Genomic DNA, 24,165 nt, shown 5'->3' with positions numbered 1-24,165 from the left:
TTCTAGTTTCCCTTGTTCGCGACACGCGTGGTGCGCGGGATCGCAACCACGGCTTCTTCCGCGACCAGCACCACGTCGATGCCGCGCGGGAACAGCGCCTCGTTGATGCGCAGCCGCTCGAACAGATCGGCAGGCCGGATCGCCGCCTGGAGCGTCGCAACCCCATCGATTCCCGGGCCACGCAGCTCGAAAGCGCGCCCCGCGTCGAGGCTGTCGACTTGAAGGATCAGTGTGGTTGAACGATCCGGATACTCGCTGGAGCCGAGCGCAAAGCGCTCGAGCGGCGGCAGCGCCGAACCGTCGGCGATCAGCGCGAAAGCGGCAATCGAGGAATCCTGCACGACCGGCGCGCCGGTGTGAAACTTCAGCCACTTCACCGTGTCGGAACTTTCCGACATCCGTGCATCAAGCCAGAGCGGCGTATCGTGATCGAACAGCGTCAGCGCGATCGCGGCCGTGCCGCGCATCATTGCGCCAGGCGTCCCCGCCGCCGGCACGATGCGCTGGACCGAACCCGGACGCGCCATCGCATCCATGACGGAGCGAAATGTCGATTGCGCCGACAAGACCTTGTCGGCGAACCCCGGCGGCAATTCCGCAATCCTGGTCATGGCCTCATCCCTCACCGCGCACCATTGTGTAGAAATCAACCTTCGTTGCGGCGGTCTCCTCCGCCACACTCTTGCGTCGTGCCAGAAGATCCTCGCGCAGCGGCGCAATGACGTCCCGCTCAACAGCCGCACCGAAATCCCTCGACTGCACCAGCGCGTCACACAGCGCGATCAGCCTCGCCTTCTCGCGGTCGCGTCCCAGCGTGTAGCCGAAGCCGACCTCGCCGCTCGCAAGCCGCACCGCCGCGCGCGACACCGTCGCTTCGCCGAGATTGAACGGCGCACCGTCACCGCCGACCCGGCCGCGCAGCATCACAAGGCCGTTTTCGGCCTCGCGCAGATCCTGATGGTCCGGCAGGGCGAGAGTACGGAGGCGAGCGGCGATCTCGCCCGCCTCCGCGTGCGCCAGCACGGCCATCGCGGCCTTGCGCTGGGCTTGCTGGTCGTTGTGCTGGGTCACCGGATCCACCGAACTTGCCGAATTCAAGTTGTCTATGATAATAGACAACTTGATAAGGGAAGGCCATGACTGTTTCGTGACAAGTGTATGATTTGTGGGATAGCCTGCCCGGCGACATGAGTATGCAGGACACCGCCTCTTCCGGCGTCGCGTTGTGGCGCCTCGTGGCCGACGGCATCGAGCGCGGCATTGCCGACGGCCGCTTTGCCGCCGGGGAAAAGCTGCCGGGCGAGATGGAGATCGCTGAAACTTATCGCGTGAACCGCCACACCGTACGGCGCGCGCTCGCGGCACTTGCGGAGCGCGGCCTGGTGCGGGCCGAGCGCGGCAGCGGAACCTATGTCGAGGCGCAGCGCCTTGCCTACCCGCTGCGTTCGCGCACGCGCTTCTCCGAGATCGTCGGCGCCGGCGGTCGCGAGCCGCGCGGTCAGTTGATCGGGGCGTCGCAGGACGTCGCAACGCGTGAACTGGCGCGAGAGCTCGGCCTGAAGGTCGGCGCACCGCTGGTCCGGATCGAGGCTATACGCCTCGCCGATCGCACGCCGATCTGCGTCTCCACCACCTGGCTGTCAGCAGAGCTGTTTCCGAATGCAGGAACCGTGTTCGCGGCCACGCGCTCGATGACAAAACTGCTCGAGCATTACGGCGTCCGCGACTATCACCGCGGCGCGACCCGGATCACGGCCGGCATCGTGGATGCGACCGACGCCGCGCGGCTCGATCTGGCGCTCGGCCGGCCGATCCTCGTGGTCGACGCAACCGACCTCGATCTCGACGGCAAGCCGCTGGTGACCAAGCACTCGCGTTTTGCCGCGGAGCGCGTCGAGTTTCTGGTGGAGAACGGGTGAAGTGCCTGTTCTCCCTCTCCCCGTTCTTACGGGGAGAGGGTTGGGGTGAGGGGCTCTATCCACGAAAACGGTGCGAGTGAGACTCGCGGAAGCTCCCCCTCACCCGGATGGCATCTTCGATGCAATCCGGCCTCTCCCCGCAGGCGGGGAGAGGCGAAGGAAAACACGCTAAGCCACCGCCCGCCGCCCGATGATGGCGAAGCGGAGTTTTCCCGAGATGAAATCGATCGCGGCGACCGCAACCAGGATCATCAGGATCAGGAACGATACCTTCTGCCATTCCAGCACGCGGATCTGCTCGGCGAGCTGGAGGCCGATGCCGCCGGCACCGACGATGCCGATGATGGTGGCCGAGCGCGTGTTCGATTCGATGAAATAGAGCACCTGGCCGGCGATCACCGGCAGCACCTGCGGCATCAGGCCGAACCTGATCTCGTGCAGCGCACTGCCGCCGGAGGCGCGGATCCCTTCGACCTGCTTCTGGTCGGCACCCTCGATCGCCTCCGAGAACAGCTTGCCGAAGGCGCCGAAATCCGACACCGCGATCGCGAGCACGCCGGCGAACGGACCGAGGCCGACGACATTGATCCAGACCAGCGCCCAGATCAGCGTATCGACGCCACGGATCGAATCGAGGAAGCGCCGCACCGGAAAGCGCAGGATATTCGACGGCACCACGTTCCGCGCGGCAAGCAGGCTCACGGGAAGCGCGAACAGCGCGGCGAGCGTGGTACCGAGCAGCGCGATCGACAACGTCTCGCCCAGCGCCTGCAGATAGATCGGCAGAGACGAGCCGGGATCCGGCGGGATCATCATCAGGCTGATCCAGCCGAGCTGACCGAGACCGGCGACGAAGCGCGACGGCGAGAAATCGAGATCGACGAGGCCATACACCAGAAGCGCGAGCGCCGCGGCAATCATCGCCGGGGTCGCAAGGCGCGCCGAAGCCGGCCGCTCGAACACATCGGGATAGCGCGCGCGAAGCTGTGCGGTGTCGACCTCCTGAGGCTTGCTCACGTCCGCGCCTCCTTGCCGAACAGGCGGCTGCGCAGCCAGCCGGTCGTGATGTCGATGATGAAGACCGTCACGATGATGGTGAGCAGGATCGCGCTGACGTCCGAATAGTAGAACTTGCGGATTGCGACGACGAGCTCCTGACCGATGCCGCCGGCGCCGACGAAGCCCATCACGGAGGCTTCGCGGACGTTGATCTCGAAGCGCAGCAGCGCGTAGCTGGCATAGCCCGCGGTCACCTGGGGCACGACGGCGAAGCGCATGCAGGAGAGCCAGCTCGCGCCGGTCGAGCGGATGCCCTCGACCGGCTTCATGTCGGCGTTCTCGACGATCTCCGAGAACAGCTTGCCGAGCGCACCGGTGGAGTGGATCGCGATCGCGAGCACACCCGCCATCGGCCCGAGGCCGAAGGCGATGACGAAGACCAGGGCAAACACGATGCCCGGGACGGTGCGAGCGAATTCGAGCAGGCGCCGTACCACGAAGCGCAGCCAGGGCGCCGGCGAGGTGTTCTCCGCCGCGACGAAGTTCAGGGCAAAGGCGAGGGTCGCGCCGATCAGCGTGCCGACATAGCTGATCAGCAGGGTCTCCGCCAACATCTTCAACCATTTGCGCCAGCCCCACAGCCACTCGCCAACATCGGTCCAGACGCGCTGGCCGCTGTCGAGCGTGAGAATGCGATCGAAATAGCTGACGAAGTTGCCGAAATAGGTGAAGAGAGTGCGCAGGTTCACTTCCGCGCCAATCGCTGACAGGACCAGAGCGGAAATGAATAGTGCAATCCCAAGCAGGAGACGAAGCCGCTTGCGCGTCACTGCCTGGCGATAGGCGGCATCGAGCGCGGCCAATTGCTGTTCGGGAAGGATCGAAACCGCGAGCGTCATTTGATCAGGGAGCGTGACCCGTCAAAAGAGAAGGAGCCGGGTCCCTCGACCCGGCTCCAGTGCATCGTCCCGAAAACTCAGGACGCCTTCTTCTTACGCAGAGCATCGACGAACTTGATCAGCTCGATCGTGCCATCCCAATCCTTGGTGGTCGCGGGATGAAAGCCCTTCTTCTGGCCGTCGGAGAGGCGCTCGAACGCGGCCTTGTCCTTGGTCGGCGCATCGAAGAACGCCTTCGCGATCGCCGCCTTGGCGTCTTCCGGCAGGTCAGAGTTGTAGGCGTAGGGCCCGTTGATGATCGGCGCCGACTTGTGGATGATGCGGAAATCGTCCTTCTTCATCGCCGAACCGTCGGCATTCTTCAGCATGCCCTTGGTCAGCATCTGCGCCAGCGTGGAATCGTCGTCGCTGGTCCACTGGTTGGCCGCGACGTCGACCGTGCCCTGCGCCAGCGCCAGCATCGCGTTCTCATGGCTGCCCGTGAACACGACCTTGCTGAAATAGCCGTCGGCATCCGGAATGCCCATCTTGTCGAGCTCGAAGCGCGGCACGTTGTTACCGGAGGTCGAGTTCGGGTCGACGAGGCCGAGGTTCTTGCCCTTGAGCTGATCGACGCTCTTGTACGGGCTGCTCGCTTTAACGAAGAACACCGAGTAGTAGCCGGTCGAGCCATCGGCGTTGATGTCGTTGGCAAAGGCATCGGTCTTGACGCCGGTCAGGCGAGCGCGCGCGAACGAGGCCGAGCCGTAGCTTGCGATGTGGATGTTGCCGGCGCGCTGGCCCTCGATCACCGCGGCATAGTCATTGGCGATGCGCAGCGTGACCTTCACGCCGAGTTGCTTCGACAGGTATTCCACGAAGGGCGTCCAGCGCTCGGTGACGCCGGAGGCGTTTTCGGCCGGAACCACCGCGAAGGTCAGTTCGGGATATTTGGCCTTCCAGTCATCGGCGTAAGCGGATCCGGCAAAGGCCAGCATGGTGGCGCCGGCAAGGACTAATCTGCGAGTGATCATGGTACCCTCTTCATCGGTTGGGGTCGGTTGACGCAAAACTGAAAACGCAGGCGCTGGCTCAGGCGGCTGCCGCAGTCCCGAGCGCCGGAACGCCTTGAGGCGCGGGCACGGGCATGCCGCCCATGACGTCGGCGGCTTCGAGATCGTACAGCTCTCGCGCGACGTGATCGGTCAGCGCGGACGGCGCGCCGTCGAAAACCACGCGGCCCGCCGCCATGCCGATCAGGCGGTCGCAATAGGTGCGCGCCAGATCGAGCGAATGCAGGTTGCAGAGCACGGTGATGCCGAAGTGCTTGTTGATGCGGAGCAGCGCATCCATCACGATCTTGGTGTTGCGCGGATCGAGCGAGGCGATCGGCTCGTCGGCGAGAATGATGTCGGGCTGCTGGACCAGTGCGCGTGCGATCGCAACGCGCTGCTGCTGGCCGCCGGAGAGCTGGTCGGCGCGCTGGGCGGCGAGCGAGGCAATGTCAAATTGCTCCAGCGCCGACATCGCCAGCGCCCTGTCTTGCTCGGGCCACACTTGCGCGAGCGAGCGCCAGGCGGGAATGACGGCCAGACGTCCCATCAGCACGTTGGTCAGCACATCGAGCCGACCGACCAGGTTGAATTGCTGGAAGATCATCGCCGATCGCGCCCGCCATTGCCGCAGCTCCTTGCCGCGCAGCGCAGTGACGTCGACGCCCTCGAACAGGATGCGTCCGTGCGTCGGCGTCACGAGGCGATTGATGGTCCGCAGCAAGGTCGACTTGCCGGCACCGGAACGTCCGATCACGCCGACGAAGCCGCCGGGGGAAATTTGAAACGAAGCGTCGTCCACCGCAGCTTTTGCGCCGAAGCGGCACGTCAGACCTTCCACCACCAGCATGCAGGGCTCCAGAGTAACTGGCTGCCACCGCTAACGCCGACGCTTGACACTTGTGTGACATGCGCGTTGCCGTGCGGCGATCCTACACACCTCATCCCCTGTCATTGTGGCGTCATGACATTGTCATCGAGCCGCTCGAAGACAGGCGCCCCTCCTCGATCTTTCGGATGCAACATGGTCGCCAAAGTGCTTTCGGTCCAACCGACCATCGATCCCTCGGCAAAGCTGCACGAGACGAGGCTCGGCGCCTATACCGAGGTCGGCGCGCGCACGATCCTGCACGAAGTGACGATGGGCGATTACTCCTACGTGATGAATGACGCGCAGATCACCTACACGACGATCGGCAAGTTCTGCTCGATCGCGGCGATGACGCGCATCAATCCCGGAAACCATCCGATGCATCGCGCCACGCAGGCCCATTTCACCTATCGCTCGAGCGCTTATTTCCCGGGCGAGAGCGACGACGCCGATTTCTTCGACTGGCGACGTCAGCATCATGTCCATATCGGCCACGACGTCTGGATCGGTCACGGCGCGATCGTGCTGCCTGGCCGCAACATCGGCACCGGCGCGGTGATCGCGGCCGGCGCCATCGCCACCAAGGACGTGCCGGCCTATACCATCGTCGCCGGCAATCCGGCGCGGATCGTCCGGCGGCGATTCTCGGAAGAGATCGCCGGACGGCTCGCCAGGCTCGCCTGGTGGGATTGGGATCACGACAAGTTGCGTGAAGCTCTGCCCGATTTCCGCAATCTCGGGATTGAAGATTTCCTGTCGACATACGAAGCACGGGCAAGTTCCCTTACGAGCTCTCCTGCCAGCAAACGAAGCGCGGTCGCGTGACAGACATTTTCCTTGAAGGTGGCCGGACCCTGATCGGCTCCGAGCTCGTCGAAACTTCGCTTGCCGTGTCCGGACAGGACATTGCGCGGATCGATGCGCCTCGCGCCCGTGCGCGGCTGGCGATCGACGCGCGCAACCTGCTGGTCCTGCCCGGCATCGTCGATCTGCATGGCGATGCCTTCGAGCGGCAGATGATGCCGCGCGCCGGCGTCGACTTCCCGATCGATGTCGCGCTTGCCGACAGCGACCGCCAGGCGATCAGCAACGGCATCACCACGGTGTTCCACGCCACGACCTGTTCGTGGGAGCCGGGCCTGCGCAGCGGCGACAATGCGAGGAGCCTGATGGAGGCGATCGAGCGCCAGCGCCCGCAATTCGCCGCCGACACCCGCTTCCACCTGCGGCACGAGACCTACAATCTCGACGCCGAAGACGAGATCGGCCAGTGGCTGGCCGAGGGTCGCATCGACCTGTTCGCCTTCAACGACCACATGGACGGTACCGTTGCCGACATGGCGAAGCCGCGCAAGCGCAACCGCATGGTGGAGCGCACCGGGCTGTCGAACGAAGACTTCGACCGGCTGGTCGATCGCGTGGTCTCGCGCGCCGCCGAGGTGCCGGCCTCGATTTCGCGGTTGGCCGCTGCGGCACGCGCCGCCGAGGTGCGGATGCTGTCGCATGACGACGGAACGCCGGCGATGCGCCGGGAATATCGCGCCCTGGGTGCGATGATCGCCGAGTTTCCGATCAACGAGGAGACGGCGCGGGATGCCGCCGCCAACGGCGACGCCATCGTCTACGGTGCGCCGAACGTCGTGCGCGGCGGCAGCCACACCGGCTGGACCAGGGCGTCCGACATGATCGCCAAGGGGCTCTGCACCGTGCTGGCGTCGGACTATTATTATCCTGCGCAATTGCTCGCGGCGTTCCGACTCGCTGCCGATGGCATACTGCCGCTCACCGAAGCCTGGAATCTGGTCTCCGCCGGGCCCGCACGCGCCACCGGCCTTGGCGATCGCGGCACGCTGGCGGAAGGACGTCGTGCCGACATTCTCCTGGTCGACGACACCGTACCGCTGCGGCCGCGGCTCGTCGCCGTGATCGCAGCAGGGCGGCTCGTGCACCTGACAGATGCGGCGCGGCTGCTCGGCCCCGCGGCCACGCCGCGCGAGGCTGTCGTCGCGGCGTAAAGCGGTTATGCTCAGGCAATGACAGGTTTTCCCCGCTACGCGATCTATCATGCAGCCAGCGCCCATAGCGCTCTCTCGCGTTTTGGCGCCGAGCTGCTCGGCTATGACGCTCACACCGGCAACGAGCTGCCCTTCCCCGAGGAAGCACGGCGTGTCGCGCCGGACTGGCGCGACGTCACCGCCGATCCTCGCAAATACGGCTTTCACGGCACGCTGAAAGCGCCGATGGCACTCGCGCCCGAAAAGACCGAAGCCGAGCTCGCCGCCGCCTGCGCGACGTTCGCCGCGAAAGCGCGGCCCATTCCGGTGATCCGTCCCGTTGTCGATTCCATCAGCGGCTTCATTGCCGTCATTCCGGCCGAGCCGGTCGCCGCGCTCCAGCAGCTCGCCGCTGATTGCACGCGCGATTTCGACTCTTTTCGCGCAGCACTGACCACGGAGGACCGCGCGCGGCGCAAACCCGAGAAGCTGAGCGAACGGCAGCGCGATTATCTCGACCGCTGGGGCTACCCGTACGTGATGGAAGAATTCCGCTTCCACATGACGCTGACGGGGCGACTGGACGCGGAGCGTCGCGGAACGATTATCGAGATGCTGCGATCGCGGTTTGCAGCGTTAAAGCTCGACACGCTGACAATCGATCGCCTCGCGTTGTTCAAGCAGGAAAATGCGAACGCGCGCTTCCGCATCATCGGCGAGTGGGTTCTGACGCGATAACCGTCAGCGCCAGCTCGCAACATTGAAGGCGAGTGCCACGGCGCCGACCAGGACAAGGCTGGTCGCCCAGACTGCATCCAGATTAAACCAGCTTCGCGAGACGAACCTCAGTCCCAGATAGCGGTAGACCAGCCAAGCCAGGCATCCGCCGGCGCTGATCATGGCGGCAACGTGCACCACGGACACCAGCACCGCCATCCCGAGACTTGCCTTCATCAGCGCGCCGGCCGCCGCGTGGCCGGCATCGAGTTCAAAGGCCTGGCAGAGCCCGAGATAGATCGGCACGAGCATCAAGGCCGCGCCGTGAGCAATGGCGACAGCAAACGACCAGAGCGCCAACTGCGTCGGCGGGATCCGTGCCAGCGCCCGCGGATGGCGCCGCTCGATCAGCCGATAGACGCCGAAGCCGATGACGAGGAGGCTCGCACTGAACTGGATTGAACGCTGCCACTCGGCCAGCGCGAGCAGGAACGCGAATGGCAGCAGCACGAGAAGTGTTGCCAGGAGATGTCCGGCCGACAGAGCCCACAACGCACGGACGAGCGCGCGCGGACTCTTGTCCATGAGCCCTGCCGAAACGGCGAGCGGCCATCCCATTCCCGGATTGACGCCGTGATAGAGACCGCTCGCGACGAGAGCGAGCCACAGCCAGCCGAGCGCCGGGCTCGCGTGCCCCCAATCTAGACCGACGGGTAGCAAAACGAATCCGTCGAACAATCGCCGCCCTCCAGCCTGATCTGGTGCGCACGATATCCGTCGGGGAAGCTCACGAAATAGTCCTTGGCGAGCTCGAGGCCGCCGTTGTGGCCGACATTGGCCATGACTTCGACGCCCGGCATCCCATCGGGATAGAACTGGTCGTCCCAGGTGGAATAGAGCGAATTGGTCCAGTACACGCGCCGGCCGTCGCGGCTGATCTCGACCATCTGCGGGCCACCTGCATATGCCTTGCCGTTCGGATGCGGCGCGCGGTGCACGATGCCTCCGGTGCGCACCGAGCCCGCAAGCTTGGGCTTTCTCGGGTCGCTGACATCGTACTGGCGCATCTCGCCGGTGCCCCAACAGGAGACATAGAGGAACCTGTCGTCCATCGACAGATCGATGTCGGTCACCAGTGGCGGTACAGCACCAAAACCCTGCAAGAGCGGCGGAAGCTTCTCTTTGGCTGCGGGCTCCGGCGGGATGGTCGCCGTCTTCTCGGCATGGAATTTCCCGCCCTCGCGCCACCAAGTCCAGATCGAGCCTTCGAGATTGGTGGTGTCGACCACCACGCCGGCAAAGCCGTATTCGCGAACCGGATCGTGCGCGGGCCGTACCTCCAGCGCCATCTGATGATTGGCGCCGAGATCGATGGTCTGCACGTTACGCCGGGCGCGGAGATCCCAGAAGTGGAGACGATGGCCGTATTTGTTCGACAGCAGGTCTTCCGGGACGATCCCGTTCTCGAACTGCGGCGGCAACCCCCATTCGCTCGTCACCATGTAGTCGCGCGGCAGGTTCCACCAGAAATCATAGTGCAGCGTTTGCGGACCGCGGTCGATCTCCCATCGTCCAAGCACCTCGAATGTCTCGCAATCCATGATGAAGACGCCTGGAGGCCCGTTGGTGCCGTCGGTGCCGCCGCCGCCCAAGGTGCTCACATAGATGCCGTCCGGCCCGCAATGGATGGTATGCGGCCGCGAGTAGCCGGTCTTCTTCAAGACCTCCTCGGGTTCGATGATCTTGTGGATCTTGGCCTTGGTCGGATCGGGCTTGGTATCGATGATGTAGATCCGCGACGAGCGCAGCCCGGGGATGATGAGATAGCGCCGCTCGATGAAGGCGTGTCCGGCGAGCGGCGACAGTGCTGAGGAGCAGGCATTCCAGCCGAAGTGATGAAACTCATCGCCCTTGTTGGGCATCGTCACGGTGTGGACGATCTGGCTGTAGGTCGGCGATCCCGGCTTGACGTCGATGACCGCGAGAGCATCCGGCTTTGAGAAATCCGGACTGAGCAGCAGCGTGTAGGCAAAATTCTCAGCAGGTGCTTCCATCGCAAGCTTGGGCGATGCGTGAAAGGTCGGATCCGGCCTCATCGTCATGGCACTGCCTCCCTGTTTCCTCGGTTTGCGCCAACCTGGCTCGGGATAGCGGTATAATGAAGAGGTGTTACGCGATGTCTTGAGATTGCTCCGCTGGGCCTGGCTGACCGGCGTACAATACGTCATCGCCGAGCAGCCGAAAACTGGCCGAACCGCGCCAATTCGACGCCTTCGGCCGAAAGGGCTGAGTGGATGACCGCCTTACATTCAGTGTCGTCCCGGCGAAGGCCGGGACCCATAACCCCAGCATGCAGTTGCAGCGCAAGATAGTGGTTATCAGTCTTCGCCAAACTACTCCCTGTGGTTATGGGTCCCGGATCGGCGCTCCGCTTCGCTGCGCTTGTCCGGGACGACAGGGGAGATATGCGGACGACAGCGGAGTGAGTGGCCCGCCTACTTCCCCCAGCGCAGCGCCAGCGCATCGCGCTCTTTGGCCAGTTCCAGCAAGCCCGTGCGGGTCGCCGGGTGCAGCGGTTGAAGCGGGTGCCGCACGGCATCCGACTTGATCACACCGCCGGCCTGCATCATGACCTTGCAGGCGATCAGGCCGCATTGGCGGTTCTCGTAGTTGATCAGCGGCAACCAGCGCTCGTAAGCGGCCTTCGCCTCGTCGCGCTTGCCCGCAAAATAGGGATCGATGATCTGACGGATGCCGTCGGGATAGCCGCCGCCGGTCATTGCACCGGTGGCGCCGGCATCGAGGTCGGCGAGCAGCGTGATCGCTTCCTCGCCGTCCCACGGACCCTCGATGTCGCTGCCGCCCGCCTCGATCAGGCTCCGCAGCTTCGCGGCAGCGAACGGCACTTCGATCTTGAAGTAACGGACATTGGAGAACTCGCGCGACAGCCGCGCGAGCAGCTCGACCGAGAGTGGCGTGCCCGCCACAGGGGCATCCTGGATCATGATGGGAATCGTGATCGCGCCCGAGAGCACGCGGAAGAATTCGACGATACCCTTCTCCGGCACCCGGAAGGTCGCGCCGTGATAGGGCGGCATGACCATCACCATGGCCGCACCCGCCGCCTCGGCCTGCTTGCTACGCGTGGCACAGACGGCCGAACTGAAATGGCTGGTGGTGACGATGACGGGAACCCGGCCCGCGACATGCTCCAGCACGGCATGCATCACGGTTTCCCGCTCGGCATCGGTCAGCACGAACTGCTCGGAAAAATTGGCGAGGATGCACAGGCCGTTTGAACCGGCGTCGATCATGAAATCGACGCAGCGGCGCTGGCCCTCGAGATCGAGCTCGCCGCGATCGTCGAAGATGGTGGGTACGACCGGGAACACGCCGCGATAGGGGCGTTGGGCCTTGGGTTGTGGCGTGACCGGCATCGAACTCTCCATCCCTGATGTTCTCGTAACTCTGTCGCAGCGCGCCCGTGGCGCGGTATCACAGATGTACTCGGCGCGGAGACCGGCGGCAATGCCGATCCGCGCGCCGTTGGAATGGAGAAGATGTTGGGTTATGCGGTCTTCACCGCTCCGAGGAAGCCCTCGACCGCGACGCGAAGACGATCGGCATCGGCCGACATCTTCCTGACCGACTCGAACAACACGTTTCCGGCATTGCCGGTCTCACGGTTCAGGCTGGCGACGCTGCCGATGGTGTCGGTGACCTCGCGGGTGCCTTGCGCGGCCTGCTGGAAGTTGCGCGAGATCTCGGTGGTGGCCGCGCGCTGCTCTTCCACGGCCGCAGCAATCGCCGTCATCTTCTCGTCGATGCCGCTGATGGCACCGCCGATGGAGCGGATGGCGGCGACCGCCTGACCCGTCGCGCCCTGGATCTCCTCGACCTGGCGCGAGATCTCTTCCGTCGCCGTCGCGGTCTGCGCCGCAAGGCTCTTGACCTCGCCGGCAACCACGGCGAATCCGCGGCCGGCCTCGCCGGCGCGCGCGGCCTCGATGGTCGCGTTCAGCGCCAGCAGATTGGTCTGGCCGGCGATGGCGTTGATCATCTTCACGACTTCGCCGATGCGGCTCGCGGTCTGGTCGAGGATCTCGACCGTCGCGTTGGTCTGCTCTGCCTGCGCCACCGCCTGGCGCGCCTCGTGTGCGCTCGCCTGCACCTGTGCCGAGATTTCGCCGACGGAGGCGGAGAGCTCTTCGGTCGCGGCCGCGATGGTTTCGAGATTGTTGGTGGCCTGCTCGGCGGCAGAGGAGACCGCGGCGGTCTGGCTGCTCGACTCCGAGACCAGCGAACGCATGCCCGTGGCGGTCACATCGAGTTCCTTCGCCGATGCCGCGACGCTCTGAATGACGGCCTGCACCGTGTCGTCGAAGCTGCGGCACGCGGCATCCACGGTGCCGGAACGCGCGAGCTGCAACGCCTGCTGCGATTCGCGCTCCTGCCCCAAACGCTCGGCCGTTGCCGCGCTCTCGCGCAGGCTTTCGAGCGCCGCTGCCATGGTGCCGAACTCGTCGGGATATTTCGACTGCGGAACCGCAGTCGCAAAATCGCGGGCGCCGATGCGCGCGATCGCATTCAGGATGGCGCGCACCGGACGAACCAGGCGATTGCGCACCACGAACACGCCGGCGATGGTCACGGCCAGGGCAAGCAGAAACGCGAACGACTGCACGATGAGGTTGGTGAGGGCCCTCTCCTGAACCGTCTCCGCCCGCGCGATCGACTGGTCCAGGGCCTTGGTCGCGACCGCGACGATCTGCGCGAAGGGAGACTGGCACAGCGCATTCCATTCCGCCGCGGGGAGCGCCGGGCGGCCGCTGCCGTCGAGGTTCTTGGTCAGCTCGCCGATCTGCTTGAGAACGCCGTCGGTCTTGGCCCGCGCGTCCTTCGCCGCGTTGACCAGCTCTGCCGTCACGTCAGGCGCAGCCAGAAGCTCGCCCATACCCGTCCAGCCGGCGGTGACGATGCCGTTCCAGCCGGCAACGGTCTGCTTCTGGGTCTCGTCGAGCGGCTTGCTCGTGTTGATGTTCGGACGCAGAGATGAGCACTGGATGCCGTAGCGGTCGCGCACCTGCCAGGCGAGCCGGCGGACCTGAATCATGCGGGCGATGAAGGGATCATTCGTCCAGGCCCGGTTCGACACCGCCGTGGACGCCAGGTTCGCCGTGTCGATGACCTTGGTGACGGCATCATACCAGGCGCTGGTGCGCTCGATCTTGCGCTCGGCGCGCGGCCGCTTTGCCTCGTCATAAAACAACTGGAACTGCGGCGCGGCGTCGCTCCAGCGCTGCTTCAGCGTGCTCGCGAGATCGTCGCGTCCGGCAAACTCGATGGTGGAAAGCGCCGCGGCGATCGCTTCATAACCCGCCTGCTCGGCCTTCTCGGCTTCGCCGAGCTTGGTGCGCGGATCGTCGTCGCCGAGCAGCGCGCTCTGGGCATCGCCGCGATTGTTGCGCAGTGACAGCACGCCCTGGAAGATCGCCTTGTCGGCCGCGGCCAGGCGTCCGGTCTCGAGGCTGTCGCGATAGCGGCCGAAGGCTCCGGCCATCTGGATCGCCGTGCTGGTCAGGGCTCCGACCGCCAGCAAGGCCATCAGGACCAGGAGGAGCGTACTTACCGATTTCTTAAACATTGCCATGAGTCTGGGGGCCACCGCTTCGATGGCGGCCACCTTGCATCGCGACATGCCAAAGTTCCGTTAAACTTTTAATTGAATTGCGGACAGCTCCCGATTTGCCTCCGGGGCAGACCGGATTCACGCGACCTTCGTGAAGTCGGGCGGGCGGCGCTCGGCAAACGCCGTGAAAGCCTCGCGCGCCTCGGCCGTGCGCAGGCGCTGCGCGAACTGCTCGCTTTCCGCGTTCATCTGCGCGATCAGCACCTCGCCATTGCGCATCAGCCGCTTGGTTGCGGTCAGCGCGCCGGCCGGCTGGCGAGCCAGGCGCTGAGCCAGCGCGAGCGCTTCAGCATTGAGCCTGTCGAGCGGCACCACCCGGTTGGCCAACCCCCATTCCAGCGCCGCCTTCGCCGGCACGGTCTCGCCGAGTGCGAACATCTCGTAGGCACGCGCGCAGCCGATGCGTGCCGGCATCAGCAGGCTCGAGGCGGCTTCCGGCACCAGCGCAAGGCTGACGAACGGCGTCGACAATTGCGTATCGTCGGCGAGCACGACGAGGTCGCAATGCAGCAGCATGGTGGTACCGACGCCGACGGCGCGGCCCTGCACAGCCGCGACCAGCGGACGGGTGCAGCGCGCCAGCGACTGGATGAAGCGCACGACGTTGCGGCTACCCTCGGACTTGCCGCTGGCCACTGCCGCGAACTCGCCCACATCGTTGCCGGCGGTGAACATGTCGCCCTCGCCGCGGATCAACAACACGCGGACCGACGGGTCGAATTCGGCGGATTCGATGGTGTCGGCGAGCTTGCCGTACATCGCGTCTGTCAGCGCGTTCTTCTTGTCGGGACGCGCCAGGGTCAGCGTGAGAATTCCGCCGTTGCTCTCGATCCGCACATGCTCGGTCATTGGTCTGCTCCTCTTATTCCTCTGGATCTCTTGGAAACTTGTCCTGAATGCTCGTCAGCCAGCGCGCGACGATGTCGATCTCCGCGCGGGTGAATCCTTGCGTCAGCGCCGCATTGACCTCCGCCGCGGCGGCTTTGGCCTGCGCCAGCGCAGTACGGCCCTTCGGGGTCAGCCAGACGCGCCAGGCCCGTCCGTCCGCGCGATCGGCCCGCCGCTCGACCAGCTTTGCCGTGGCCGTGCGGTCGACGAGGCCTGAAATGCCGGCCGGCCCGAGATCGAGCGCCGCACCCGCCTCGCCCATCAGGATGCCGTCCTGCTTGCCGAGGATGAACAACAGCCCCGCCTGCGCCGGCGTCACCTCACTCTCGGGCTGCGACGCCATCCAGCGCTGCAAACGCCGCTGCGCGACGCTCAGCAGATAGATCAGCCGGTGATGTCGCGCCGCGCTCACGCGGGCTTCAAGTTATTTCGCATGCGAAACATCTAACCAAGCCGCGGGCGGTTGTCAAAGGGCCATCGCTATGGCGATGCGGCGCGACAGCCATTCAGAAAAAGGGTCGCGCAGCTATGCACGCGCCGCTCGATCTGCTTGCGCGAGGGCAAGGCTATGCCGCCATAGATCGCCGCGCGCTGCGGTGCCGATGCGACCATGCCGATCAGCATGCCGGCGGCCTCGTCGACGTCATCGAGCGCGATGCGCTGCTTCTTCACCTGGACGCGGAGCCAGTGCGCGAGCGCCCTAACGGTGCGGGCAATGCCATTCTTGTAGAAGTTTGCGGCAAGCTCGGGGAACGCGGCGGATTCCTGCAGCACCATGCGCTGCAACGCCACCACCTCCGGATCGAGCGCGAGATCGGTGCAGGCGAGCAGCGCGGCGCGCAGGCCCGTCTCGATATCGATCTCTTCGTTCGCCTTGAGATGGACGTCGGCGAGCAGCCGCTCGAGCCGGTCCGCGCACATGGCCTCGAACAGCGCGGCCTTGCCCGGAAACAGCCGGTAGAGCGTCCTGGTGGAAATGCCGGCGAGGCGCGCCAGCTCTTCGGTGCTGGTGGCGGCATAGCCGTCGACGGCGAAGGCGTGACGTGCGGCGTCGAACACGATCTGCTTCGTCTCCTCGTCGCTGCGCAGTTGCGGCCGCCCGCGGGGGCGGCATTCCCTGACAGATTTTTCCTGAGCCATGTTTTTACATGATGCCTGTCATTCCATTGACAGTCCCAAAGCTAATCCTATTTTGGAAACCGTCAAGTTTCCTAATTCAGGGGAGCCGGCCATGACCGTCCACACCAGCCCGTCCAAGACCGAATCCGCCGTCGTCCCGACGGGTGCGCTGGAGGGCGTTCTGCCCGCTCCGGCCCCCTCCGCCTTTCGTCAAAAGCTGAACCTTCGCAAGCTGTTGCTGGCAGGGGTGGCGGTTCTCGCGCTGGCGGGGGCGAGCTGGTATGGCTACGACTATTGGACCGTCGGCCGCTTCCTCGTCTCCACCGATGACGCCTACGTGAAGGCCGACAACACCACCATCGCGCCGAAGGTCAGCGGCTATCTCGACCGCGTCCTGGTGGGAGATAACGAGCATGTGAAGGCCGGCCAGGTGCTGGCGCGGATCGACGACCGCGACTTCAGGGTCGCGCTCGACCAGGCCAGGGCCGATGTCGCCGCAGCGAACGCCACGGTGACGAGCAAGGAAGCCCAGCTCGAGGTTCAGCAGGCGGTGATCGCGGCAGCGAAGGCGACGATCGACGTCGACACCGCTGCGAAGACATTCGCAAGCCAGGAGAACAAGCGCTACACCGACCTCGCCGCGACCGGCTATGGCAGCCTGCAGAATGCGCAGCAGGCGCAGGCGCGCGATGCCGGCGCGGACGCCGCGATCCAGCGCGACAATGCCAATCTCACCTCCGCCCTCAAGCAGGTCGATCTCTTGAAGGCCGAGATCGTGCAGGCCAAGGCCGCAGCCGCGCGGGCCGCGGCGATCCAGCAGCAGGCCGAGCTCAACCTCAGCTACACCACGATCGTCTCACCGATCGACGGCGTAATCGGCAACCGCACGCTCCGTGTCGGACAGTATGTGCAGGCGGGAACGCAGTTGATGTCGATCGTGCCGGCCGAGGGGGCCTATGTGGTCGCCAACTTCAAGGAGACCCAGCTCACCCACGTGCGTGCGGGACAGACGGTCGAGATCGAGGTGGACACCTTCCCGGGCCAGATCGTGCACGGTCACGTCGATTCCATCGCGCCAGCCAGCGGCCAGGAATTCGCGCTGCTACCGCCGGATAACGCCACCGGCAATTTCACCAAGGTGGTGCAGCGCATTCCCGTCAAGATCGCGCTGGATGCCAACACCGTGCCCGCGATCGCGCTGCGGCCCGGCATGTCCGTGATCCCGACCATCGCAACACGTTCGAGCGCGCCGACCGCGGATGCGGCGACCGCGCCCAAGGCAAAGATCAAGGCCAAGCTCGTTTCCGGAGGGTCGTGCCATGTCAAACAGCCTCTCAATCTCGACGCCGACAGCCGCAACGCCGGCCGCGACGCCTGATCGCGCCGCCGTTGATCCCGACCGCGCGAGTGCGGCCACCTGGATCGCCGTGCTCGCCGCCATGATCGGCTCGTTCATGGCGATCCTGAACATCCAGATCACCAACGCCTCGCTGCTCAACATCGAGGGCGGCATCGGCACCGGCGCGGACAACGGTTCCTGGATCTCGACGTCGTACCTGATCGGCGAGATCATCGTGATCCCGCTGACCGATTATTTGAGCCGCGTGTTCTCGTTCCGCCGCTACATGCTGGCAAGCGCGACACTGTTCGCCGTCTTCTCGGTCGCCTGTGCCTTCACCCACGACCTGCCGTCGATGATCGCGATGCGCGGCCTGCAGGGCTTTGCCGGCGGCGTGCTGATCCCGATGGCGTTCACGCTGGTCCTGACCAAGCTGCCGAAGCCGCAGCAGCCCATTGGCCTTGCGATCTTCGCGCTGTCCGTCACCTTCGCGCCGGCGATCGGCCCGACCATCGGCGGCTATCTCACCGAGACCTATGGCTGGCGCACCATCTTCTTCGTCAACGTGATCCCGACCGCCGTCATGGTGGCCGCGCTTTATCTGACGCTGGAGCGGCAGAAGATGCAGCTCGGCCTTCTGAGGGAAGGCGACTGGGCCGGCATCGTCACCATGGCGATCGGATTGTCGGCGCTGCAGGCCGTGCTCGAGGAAGGCAACAAGGACGACTGGTTCTCATCGCCCTTCATCGTCAGGCTGGCGGTGATCGCAGCCATCAGCCTCTCGCTGTTCGTCGCGATCGAGCTGTCGATCGAGAAGCCGCTGATCCGGCTGCGGTTGCTGACGCAGCGCAATTTCGGCTTCGGCACCGTCGCCATGACGATGGTCGGCTTCGCGCTGTTCGGCTCGGTCTACATCCTGCCGGCCTATCTTGGCCAGGCGCAGGGCTACAATGCCGAGCAGATCGGCAACGTGTTGGCCTGGACCGGTCTGCCGCAGCTCGTGCTGATCCCGCTGATCCCGAAGCTGATGCAGCGCTTCGACACGCGCTATATAGCGATCACCGGTCTTCTGATCTTCGCCTATAGCTGCTTCATGAACACCGCGATGTCGCCGGACTATGCCGGCGACCAGCTCTGGATCCCGAACATCGTGCGCGCCGTGGGACAGGCCATGGTGCTGACGCCGCTGACGTCGGTTCTCTCCGGCGGCATTGCACCACAGGATGCGGCGGCCGCCTCCGGCATCAGCAACATGTTCCGCAATCTCGGCGGCGCGATCGGCACGGCGACGCTTGCGACCATCATCACCAAACGCGAGCAGTTCCATTCCAACATCATCGGCCAATCCGTCACGCTAGGCCGCGAGGAAGTCCGCGCCCGCATCGCACAGATGACGAACTACTTCATCGCGCATGGCGTGCCCGATCCCAACGCGGCACGCGAGCAGGCGATCATCGCGCTCGGCAAGACCGTCAAGCGCCAGGCGCTGGTGATGGGCTATTCCGACACCTTTGCCGTCATCGGCGTGGTGCTTGTGCTGGCCGCGATCGCCGTGCTGCTGACGCGGCGCGTGAAGGCGGCCGGCGGACCTGCGCATTAGGGGCTTCGGTCCTCCGCATATCCCTGATTGAAAGTTTGCGCGGCCGTCGCACTTGACGGCCTCCTCACTTTATGTTCCTTATTTGTTCCATTCAAGTAAAGGTTGTATCAACGGAGTTGTTTTGGCGATGAGCGATATGCGCAGCGAACGCGAACCAGCCCAGCTCGTAATCCACAATGATGATGACACTCCGGATGAGTTTGTCATCGAGCTGCTCCGCCGGGTTTTCGGCAAGTCGGAGCGTGAGGCGATCGCCCTGGTGACGAGGATTGAGCAAGAGGAAAAAGCCGCCTGCGGACCCTACCCGCAATCCGTCGCCGAAGCGCTGTTCAAATCCGCCCAGCAATACGTTTGCCTCGCACGCCATAGCCTGAAGATCACGCTCGAAGAGATCAAGACGCCATGCGAGCTGTGCGGCAAGCCAGAGGGACAGACAGATGTTCGGCTCGGCAGCCGCACGATCTGGCTGTGCAGCGACTGCATTCGTGCAGCAGACAGCACCTCGGACGAACCGGAAGAAGAGTTCGACTATGCCTGCGACGTTCTGGACTGGCACTTCACCAACGTTCCGCGCAGCAAGCTCGTGACAACGGTCCGCCAGTTTCCCGGCCACATGCGGGCAGACGTCCAGGCGGCCATCGATCGACTGTTCAGCACCGCGATCCGGCTGTACGGCATCAACGAGGATCAACGTTACGAGACTCTGTCGATTTCACGACTTCTCCGCGAAGGGCGCCATGCGCAGGCGCTCGCCCCGCTCCAGTATTTCGATCTTGAGATCGGCGAGAAGAGTCCGGTCAAATGCCTCGACAACGGGCTCTGGCTGTGCGCGCAGGGTGATCTCCGCTATGCCGTGTTGCTCTGTGTACATCGCGAATATAGCCGTGAGAGCGGCATCCGGATCGAGATCGCGGTGCCCTCGGGCTCCGCAGGCGCAGCCCTCGTCCAGCAATGCTTCGGTGAACTGGAAGAGGCCGTGCAAGCCGCACGCACCTATCGCGGCAAGATCCTCTCGCTCGACGCCGATTCCGACTATCGCGGCCGCTCACGCGGCATCACCGTGCACCGCTTGCCGCCGGTCGCACGAAGCGAGGTGATCCTGCCGGAGCAGACCTTGCGGCTGCTCGATCGCAACGTGCTGAATTTCGTCGGCACCCGCGACCAACTGCGCCGGCTCGGACAATCGACGCGCAAGGGCATCTTGTTGTACGGGCCGCCGGGCACCGGCAAGACCCACACGATCCGCTATCTCGCGACACACTTGCCTGGGCATACGACGCTTATAATCACCGCGGAGCAAATGGGCCTTCTGGGCGCTTACATGAGCCTCGCACGTTTGCTTCAGCCCTCGATGGTCGTGATCGAGGATGTCGATCTCATCGCCCGCGACCGCGACGACATGGGCCCCTGCGAGGAGTCCCTGCTGAACAAGCTGCTCAACGAGATGGACGGGCTGAAGGAGGATGCGGACATCCTGTTCGTTCTGACCACCAATCGGCCCGAAGATCTCGAAGGCGCGCTCGCTGGCCGCCCCGGCCGTATTGATCAGGCCATCGAAGTGCCGCTTCCCGACGAGAGCGGCCGCAGCAAGCTGGTCCAGCTCTATGGCAAGGGACTGCCGCTCGAAGACGCGGTCGTCGTTGAGGCCGCCCGACGCAGTGAGGGTACGAGTTGTGCCTTCATCAAGGAGTTGATGCGGCGGCTGGCGCAGGCGAGCCTTGCGCGCGATGGTGGCAACTCCATCATCTCCGCCGACATCGACGAGGCGCTCGACGACATGCTGTTCTCCGGCGGCCGGCTCAATGCGCGGCTTCTCGGCGGCGCGCAGCAGATGGCGGCGGGGTGAAGCCCCGCGGCCACGACCGCCCGGTTGAGCACCCTTTAGAGTGCGCAGGTGAAGCTCGATGCCTCCGTCACCGGGCCGCTCTTGTAGTGCGGCCAGGCCGGCCAGCGGCACAACGGCAGCGCGCGTAGCACCGCGAATGACGGCGCCTCGAGCTTCTGCTCGGTGACCTCGAGATCGCCGGGCGCCTTGCCCTTCTCGACCCAGTCCACCAGCACGCTCAGTATGTCGACATTGGCCGGCGCCCCGGAGCCGACATGGTCGACGCCCGGCGCGGTGTAGAGCCGCGCGAACTCCGCGGTCTCGGACTTGCCGAGCTTGCGCTCGACGCTCTCGAAATAGCGGATACCGGCATACGGGCTCTGCGCATAGTCGGCCATGTGCTCGAGCATGATCAGCCGGCCGCCGCGAGCGCGGAAGCGACTGAGATCGGGATTGGTCGAATCCATGAGGTCCGAGACCTCGAGCAGCCGCGCCTTGTGCTCCTCCACCTTATAAGTGGTGACGTCCAGCTTGGGATTGCGCGCGAACACATATTGGATGCCGCCCGCGCCGTAGATCCAGGCGATGCCGTTGTTGGGCGCAGGCGGCTGCGCGGGCGGTGCCGTGCCGAGCCACCATGCGACCCAGCCGCCGGTCGGACCGACGGCCGGCGTATCCTCTCCCGAAACGCCCCAGCCGGGATAATCGTCTAGACCATTGGCGAGTGCGAACGGGAATTTGTAGGTCGCATGCAGCGTGTCGATTGCCTTGATTTGTGCGTCGGTGAGGCACTTGTCGCCGGCCTGGCCGCTCGCACAGCGCAGCGTTTCGACCTTGAACGCTGCCTTGCAGGCCACGGGATCCTGTACCAGCGCATCGTCGGAGCCGTCCGCCTTGTCGCAGGCCGCCCGCACCGCATCGCCCACGAGCTTCACCTGCGCCGGATTGATCCAGCCGTCACCCATGGTCACGAGGCCCGAGCGTGTGCCGGCGTGCTGCAGGCCGACCCAGTTGATCACGGGCACGCGCGAGAAAATGCCGTCGAAATCGTCCGGATAGCGCTGCGCCATGGTGAGGCCTTCGCGGCCTCCCTCGGAGGAGCCCATGAAGTACATCTTCTCGGGCTTCCTGCCATAGGCGCGCTCCATCAGCGCAACGGCGGTATCGCGCACTTTCTTGTAGGCGCGATGAGAGAAATTCTCGAACGCTTCGTCGTTGAGCGCGAAGAGCTGCGGCGGCTCGCCGGGCTTGGATTCGTGGCCGGAGTCGGGTGCCGTAGGTGACGAAGCCGCGGGCGAGTGGCGAAGGCTTGTCGAAGGGATAGGCCGGCGGCAGCGCGAGGCCCGTGATGAGCACGCCGTTGAAGCCGCCGCCACCATACTGCACGGAGCGCCCGTTCCACTCGACCGGCAGATTGACCTGGAACTTGATCGGCGGCGCCTTCGGATCGGTCGGCTCGATATGGCCGAGCACCTTGCAGAAGGCGGGATTGGCCGGCGTGATGCGCCCCGAAGGCGTCGGCCCGCGCTCGGCCACGGCGAGTTGCGACGGCGCCTGCAACGTCGCGGCATCGATCTTCACCGCATCGCCTTCGCCGGCGAGGCTCTTGCAGACTGCGTCGGCATCTTCCGACAATGTCGCCGCGAATGCGGCGTTCGTGCCTAGCGTGATCATCCCGCCCGCGAGCAACGCACGCAGTCTCGCATCCATTCGCGCCATCGTTTCCACCCTTATTTGTTTCTCGTTCGATCCGACAGGAGGGCGGCATTCAATGCGACCTTCAATAGCCCGTCAATTCATTGACATCCGCATCCAAGCTAGAACGCCCCCAGCGCGCCGCCCAGTGTGATGACAACCACCAGCGCCAGCAACGATGTCACGATGCCCACCATCACGATGTCGAAATAGCTGTCCTTATGCGTCAGGCCGCAGATCGCGAGCAGGCTGACCACGGCGCCGTTGTGCGGCAGTATGTCCAGCGTCCCCGAACCGATCACCGCCACGCGATGCATCAGCGAAAGATCGATCCCGGTGCGTGCGGCAAGTTCGACATAGTTCTGGCCGAGCGCATCGAGCGCGATGGTCAGGCCGCCCGATGCCGAGCCGGTCAACGCGGCCAGGATGTTGGTTGCCACCGCCAGCGACACCAGCGGGCCGCCTTCGATTGCGAGCACCCAGTCGCGTACCGCCGTAAACGCCGGTAGTGAGGCGACGACCGCGCCGAAGCCGACGAGGCTGGCGACGCTCAGCGCCGGCAGGACCGACGCATTGGCGCCGGCGTCCATGGTCTGCCGCAGCGCCGGTAGCCGGGACCAGTTCAGCACGATGGTCGCGACGATGGCGGCAGCCAGCGCGACCGCGACCGACCACACGCCCGCCACGGCGGCCAGCGACGTGCTGCCGAAGCGCGGCTCGGCGAGATAGTCGACGTCGAGCCGCGGCAGCACCACCAGCGACATCGCGAGATTGACGGCCACGACGACGATCAGCGGCAGGATGGCGCTTGCGACCGGCGACGGCGTACCGCTGCGATGGCCGTGCTGCAGCTCCGCCGGATCGAACTCGCGCGCCGTAGTGGCGCGTTCGCGCACGAGCTCATCGGCGGCAGCCCGCTCGGTCGCATCCTTCGTGTCCTCGCCATAGCCTTCACCGGCGCGGCGCGCGGCAGCTTCGGCACGATGCAGCCACCACAATCCCGTCGCAAGCATGACCAGGGAGGCGAGGATGCCGAGGCCCGGCGCGGCAAAGGGCGTCGTGCCGAAGAACGGCATCGGGATGGCATTCTGGATCGACGGCGTGCCCGGCAACGCAGACATGGTGAAGGTCGACGTCCCCAGCACGATCGCGGCCGGGATCAACCGGCGCGGAATTGCGGCGGCACGAAACAGCGACCGGGCCATCGGCACGATAACAAAGAACGCGACGAACAGGCTGACGCCGCCATAGGTGACCAGCGCACCGGCTAGCACGACCGCCAGCATCACGCGCCGCTCGCCGAGACGCGCCGCCATGAAGCCGGCGACGGATGTGACGGCGCCGCTGTCGTCCATCAGCTTGCCGAAGACGGCGCCGAGCAGGAAGATCGGGAAGAACTGCGCCAGGAACCCGGCCGCGCTCGCCATGAAGACCTGCGTCAGGTTCGCGAGCAGCGGCTCGCCGCCGAACAGCGCGGCAACGAGCGCGGCGAAAGGCGCGAGCAGGAGAACGCTCCAGCCGCGAAAGGCGAACACCACGAGCAGGCCGAGCCCGACGAGAAGGCCAAGAAGACCCATGCC

Annotated in this window: 21 protein-coding genes and 1 pseudogene; 7 read left to right on the top strand and 15 right to left on the bottom strand. The window is 65.1% G+C overall.

Going from position 1 to position 24,165, the window contains the following annotated elements:
- Positions 1 to 2: 2 nt before the first annotated feature.
- Both phnH and phnG read right to left on the bottom strand, forming a co-directional pair.
- On the bottom strand, positions 3 to 611 hold the full coding sequence (phnH, locus tag MTR72_RS06550) for a phosphonate C-P lyase system protein PhnH (protein WP_280968034.1): 609 nt from the start codon (positions 609 to 611) through the stop codon (positions 3 to 5).
- Between the two features lie 4 nt (positions 612 to 615).
- Positions 616 to 1,080: a phosphonate C-P lyase system protein PhnG gene (gene phnG / locus MTR72_RS06545; protein ID WP_280968033.1), complete on the bottom strand. Its 465-nt coding sequence runs from the start codon at positions 1,078 to 1,080 to the stop codon at positions 616 to 618.
- Between the two features lie 107 nt (positions 1,081 to 1,187).
- Between phnG and phnF the strand changes: the two genes are divergently transcribed.
- Positions 1,188 to 1,919: a phosphonate metabolism transcriptional regulator PhnF gene (gene phnF, locus MTR72_RS06540; protein WP_280968032.1), complete on the top strand. Its 732-nt coding sequence runs from the start codon at positions 1,188 to 1,190 to the stop codon at positions 1,917 to 1,919.
- Positions 1,920 to 2,087: 168 nt separating this feature from the next.
- On the opposite strand, the gene phnE (MTR72_RS06535) is transcribed toward phnF, so the two are convergent.
- The 4 genes from phnE (MTR72_RS06535) to phnC all read right to left on the bottom strand — a co-directional run bounded on the left by phnE (MTR72_RS06535) (position 2,088) and on the right by phnC (position 5,698).
- Positions 2,088 to 2,936, bottom strand: a complete 849-nt coding sequence (phnE, locus tag MTR72_RS06535) for a phosphonate ABC transporter, permease protein PhnE (protein WP_280968031.1) — start codon at positions 2,934 to 2,936, stop codon at positions 2,088 to 2,090.
- Positions 2,933 to 3,817, bottom strand: a complete 885-nt coding sequence (gene phnE / locus MTR72_RS06530; protein WP_280968030.1) for a phosphonate ABC transporter, permease protein PhnE — start codon at positions 3,815 to 3,817, stop codon at positions 2,933 to 2,935. The genes phnE (MTR72_RS06535) and phnE (MTR72_RS06530) overlap by 4 nt, the downstream gene beginning before the upstream one ends.
- A gap of 77 nt (positions 3,818 to 3,894) precedes the next feature.
- Complete coding sequence (phnD, locus tag MTR72_RS06525) at positions 3,895 to 4,830, bottom strand: phosphonate ABC transporter substrate-binding protein (RefSeq protein WP_280968029.1); 936 nt, start codon at positions 4,828 to 4,830, stop codon at positions 3,895 to 3,897.
- Between the two features lie 58 nt (positions 4,831 to 4,888).
- Positions 4,889 to 5,698: a phosphonate ABC transporter ATP-binding protein gene (gene phnC, locus MTR72_RS06520; protein WP_280968028.1), complete on the bottom strand. Its 810-nt coding sequence runs from the start codon at positions 5,696 to 5,698 to the stop codon at positions 4,889 to 4,891.
- A 174-nt stretch (positions 5,699 to 5,872) separates the two neighbouring features.
- On the opposite strand from phnC, the gene MTR72_RS06515 reads away from it, so the two are divergent.
- The 3 genes from MTR72_RS06515 to MTR72_RS06505 are packed head-to-tail and all read left to right on the top strand — an operon-like array spanning position 5,873 to position 8,451.
- Positions 5,873 to 6,544 carry a chloramphenicol acetyltransferase gene (locus MTR72_RS06515; protein WP_280968027.1) on the top strand — a complete coding sequence of 224 codons (672 nt, stop codon included), beginning with the start codon at positions 5,873 to 5,875 and terminating at the stop codon, positions 6,542 to 6,544.
- The gene (locus MTR72_RS06510) at positions 6,541 to 7,734 is read left to right on the top strand and encodes an alpha-D-ribose 1-methylphosphonate 5-triphosphate diphosphatase (protein WP_280968026.1); all 1,194 of its coding nucleotides are present in this window, start codon (positions 6,541 to 6,543) and stop codon (positions 7,732 to 7,734) included. Before MTR72_RS06515 ends, MTR72_RS06510 begins: the two co-directional genes overlap by 4 nt.
- An 18-nt stretch (positions 7,735 to 7,752) precedes the next feature.
- Entirely contained in the window at positions 7,753 to 8,451 is a 699-nt protein-coding gene (locus MTR72_RS06505) for a DUF1045 domain-containing protein (protein ID WP_280968025.1), read from the top strand.
- A 3-nt stretch (positions 8,452 to 8,454) separates the two neighbouring features.
- Here the strand turns inward: MTR72_RS06505 and MTR72_RS06500 are convergent, their stop codons facing one another.
- From MTR72_RS06500 to MTR72_RS06470, 7 genes are all read right to left on the bottom strand, one after another.
- Positions 8,455 to 9,048 carry a hypothetical protein gene (locus tag MTR72_RS06500; protein WP_280970826.1) on the bottom strand — a complete coding sequence of 198 codons (594 nt, stop codon included), beginning with the start codon at positions 9,046 to 9,048 and terminating at the stop codon, positions 8,455 to 8,457.
- An 83-nt stretch (positions 9,049 to 9,131) separates the two neighbouring features.
- Positions 9,132 to 10,532 carry a selenium-binding protein SBP56-related protein gene (locus tag MTR72_RS06495; RefSeq protein ID WP_341510244.1) on the bottom strand — a complete coding sequence of 467 codons (1,401 nt, stop codon included), beginning with the start codon at positions 10,530 to 10,532 and terminating at the stop codon, positions 9,132 to 9,134.
- Positions 10,533 to 10,925: 393 nt separating this feature from the next.
- A complete protein-coding gene (locus tag MTR72_RS06490; RefSeq protein ID WP_280968023.1) occupies positions 10,926 to 11,867 on the bottom strand; it encodes a dihydrodipicolinate synthase family protein in 942 nt (313 codons plus the stop codon).
- A gap of 131 nt (positions 11,868 to 11,998) precedes the next feature.
- Complete coding sequence (locus tag MTR72_RS06485; RefSeq protein WP_280968022.1) at positions 11,999 to 14,080, bottom strand: methyl-accepting chemotaxis protein; 2,082 nt, start codon at positions 14,078 to 14,080, stop codon at positions 11,999 to 12,001.
- 117 nt (positions 14,081 to 14,197) lie between these two features.
- Positions 14,198 to 14,968: an enoyl-CoA hydratase gene (locus MTR72_RS06480; RefSeq protein WP_341510243.1), complete on the bottom strand. Its 771-nt coding sequence runs from the start codon at positions 14,966 to 14,968 to the stop codon at positions 14,198 to 14,200.
- 13 nt (positions 14,969 to 14,981) lie between these two features.
- Positions 14,982 to 15,350, bottom strand: coding sequence for a MarR family winged helix-turn-helix transcriptional regulator (locus tag MTR72_RS06475; RefSeq protein WP_280970825.1), 369 nt, complete (start codon positions 15,348 to 15,350; stop codon positions 14,982 to 14,984).
- A gap of 137 nt (positions 15,351 to 15,487) precedes the next feature.
- A complete protein-coding gene (locus MTR72_RS06470) occupies positions 15,488 to 16,147 on the bottom strand; it encodes a TetR/AcrR family transcriptional regulator (protein ID WP_280968020.1) in 660 nt (219 codons plus the stop codon).
- A 91-nt stretch (positions 16,148 to 16,238) separates the two neighbouring features.
- On the opposite strand from MTR72_RS06470, the gene MTR72_RS06465 reads away from it, so the two are divergent.
- The 3 genes from MTR72_RS06465 to MTR72_RS06455 all read left to right on the top strand — a co-directional run bounded on the left by MTR72_RS06465 (position 16,239) and on the right by MTR72_RS06455 (position 20,911).
- Positions 16,239 to 17,504: an HlyD family secretion protein gene (locus MTR72_RS06465; protein WP_280968019.1), complete on the top strand. Its 1,266-nt coding sequence runs from the start codon at positions 16,239 to 16,241 to the stop codon at positions 17,502 to 17,504.
- The gene (locus MTR72_RS06460) at positions 17,464 to 19,065 is read left to right on the top strand and encodes an MDR family MFS transporter (protein ID WP_445819563.1); all 1,602 of its coding nucleotides are present in this window, start codon (positions 17,464 to 17,466) and stop codon (positions 19,063 to 19,065) included. The genes MTR72_RS06465 and MTR72_RS06460 overlap by 41 nt, the downstream gene beginning before the upstream one ends.
- Before the next feature lie 127 nt (positions 19,066 to 19,192).
- A complete protein-coding gene (locus tag MTR72_RS06455) occupies positions 19,193 to 20,911 on the top strand; it encodes an ATP-dependent Clp protease adaptor ClpS (RefSeq protein ID WP_280968018.1) in 1,719 nt (572 codons plus the stop codon).
- 35 nt (positions 20,912 to 20,946) lie between these two features.
- On the opposite strand, the pseudogene MTR72_RS06450 reads toward MTR72_RS06455, so the two are convergent.
- Positions 20,947 to 22,609 (bottom strand): annotated as a pseudogene (locus MTR72_RS06450) (tannase/feruloyl esterase family alpha/beta hydrolase).
- Between the two features lie 98 nt (positions 22,610 to 22,707).
- Positions 22,708 to 24,162: a GntP family permease gene (locus MTR72_RS06445; RefSeq protein ID WP_341510242.1), complete on the bottom strand. Its 1,455-nt coding sequence runs from the start codon at positions 24,160 to 24,162 to the stop codon at positions 22,708 to 22,710.
- Positions 24,163 to 24,165: the final 3 nt, after the last annotated feature.

It is taken from the genome of Bradyrhizobium sp. ISRA442, from assembly GCF_038085055.1.
GTDB lineage: Bacteria > Pseudomonadota > Alphaproteobacteria > Rhizobiales > Xanthobacteraceae > Bradyrhizobium.
This window is presented reverse-complemented; position numbering and strand designations above follow the sequence as displayed.

Bases quoted from the DNA above. Each gene is read 5' to 3' on its own strand.
- phnH (WP_280968034.1), bottom strand. From the start codon at position 611: ATGACCAGGATTGCGGAATTGCCGCCGGGGTTCGCCGACAAGGTCTTG.
- phnF (WP_280968032.1), top strand. From the start codon at position 1,188: ATGAGTATGCAGGACACCGCCTCTTCCGGCGTCGCGTTGTGGCGCCTC.
- phnE (WP_280968030.1), bottom strand. From the start codon at position 3,817: ATGACGCTCGCGGTTTCGATCCTTCCCGAACAGCAATTGGCCGCGCTC.
- phnD (WP_280968029.1), bottom strand. From the start codon at position 4,830: ATGATCACTCGCAGATTAGTCCTTGCCGGCGCCACCATGCTGGCCTTT.
- phnC (WP_280968028.1), bottom strand. From the start codon at position 5,698: ATGCTGGTGGTGGAAGGTCTGACGTGCCGCTTCGGCGCAAAAGCTGCG.
- MTR72_RS06515 (WP_280968027.1), top strand. From the start codon at position 5,873: ATGGTCGCCAAAGTGCTTTCGGTCCAACCGACCATCGATCCCTCGGCA.
- MTR72_RS06505 (WP_280968025.1), top strand. From the start codon at position 7,753: ATGACAGGTTTTCCCCGCTACGCGATCTATCATGCAGCCAGCGCCCAT.
- MTR72_RS06500 (WP_280970826.1), bottom strand. From the start codon at position 9,048: ATGGGATGGCCGCTCGCCGTTTCGGCAGGGCTCATGGACAAGAGTCCG.
- MTR72_RS06495 (WP_341510244.1), bottom strand. From the start codon at position 10,532: ATGACGATGAGGCCGGATCCGACCTTTCACGCATCGCCCAAGCTTGCG.
- MTR72_RS06490 (WP_280968023.1), bottom strand. From the start codon at position 11,867: ATGCCGGTCACGCCACAACCCAAGGCCCAACGCCCCTATCGCGGCGTG.
- MTR72_RS06485 (WP_280968022.1), bottom strand. From the start codon at position 14,080: ATGGCAATGTTTAAGAAATCGGTAAGTACGCTCCTCCTGGTCCTGATG.
- MTR72_RS06480 (WP_341510243.1), bottom strand. From the start codon at position 14,968: ATGACCGAGCATGTGCGGATCGAGAGCAACGGCGGAATTCTCACGCTG.
- MTR72_RS06475 (WP_280970825.1), bottom strand. From the start codon at position 15,350: ATGGCGTCGCAGCCCGAGAGTGAGGTGACGCCGGCGCAGGCGGGGCTG.
- MTR72_RS06470 (WP_280968020.1), bottom strand. From the start codon at position 16,147: ATGGCTCAGGAAAAATCTGTCAGGGAATGCCGCCCCCGCGGGCGGCCG.
- MTR72_RS06465 (WP_280968019.1), top strand. From the start codon at position 16,239: ATGACCGTCCACACCAGCCCGTCCAAGACCGAATCCGCCGTCGTCCCG.
- MTR72_RS06455 (WP_280968018.1), top strand. From the start codon at position 19,193: ATGAGCGATATGCGCAGCGAACGCGAACCAGCCCAGCTCGTAATCCAC.
- MTR72_RS06445 (WP_341510242.1), bottom strand. From the start codon at position 24,162: ATGGGTCTTCTTGGCCTTCTCGTCGGGCTCGGCCTGCTCGTGGTGTTC.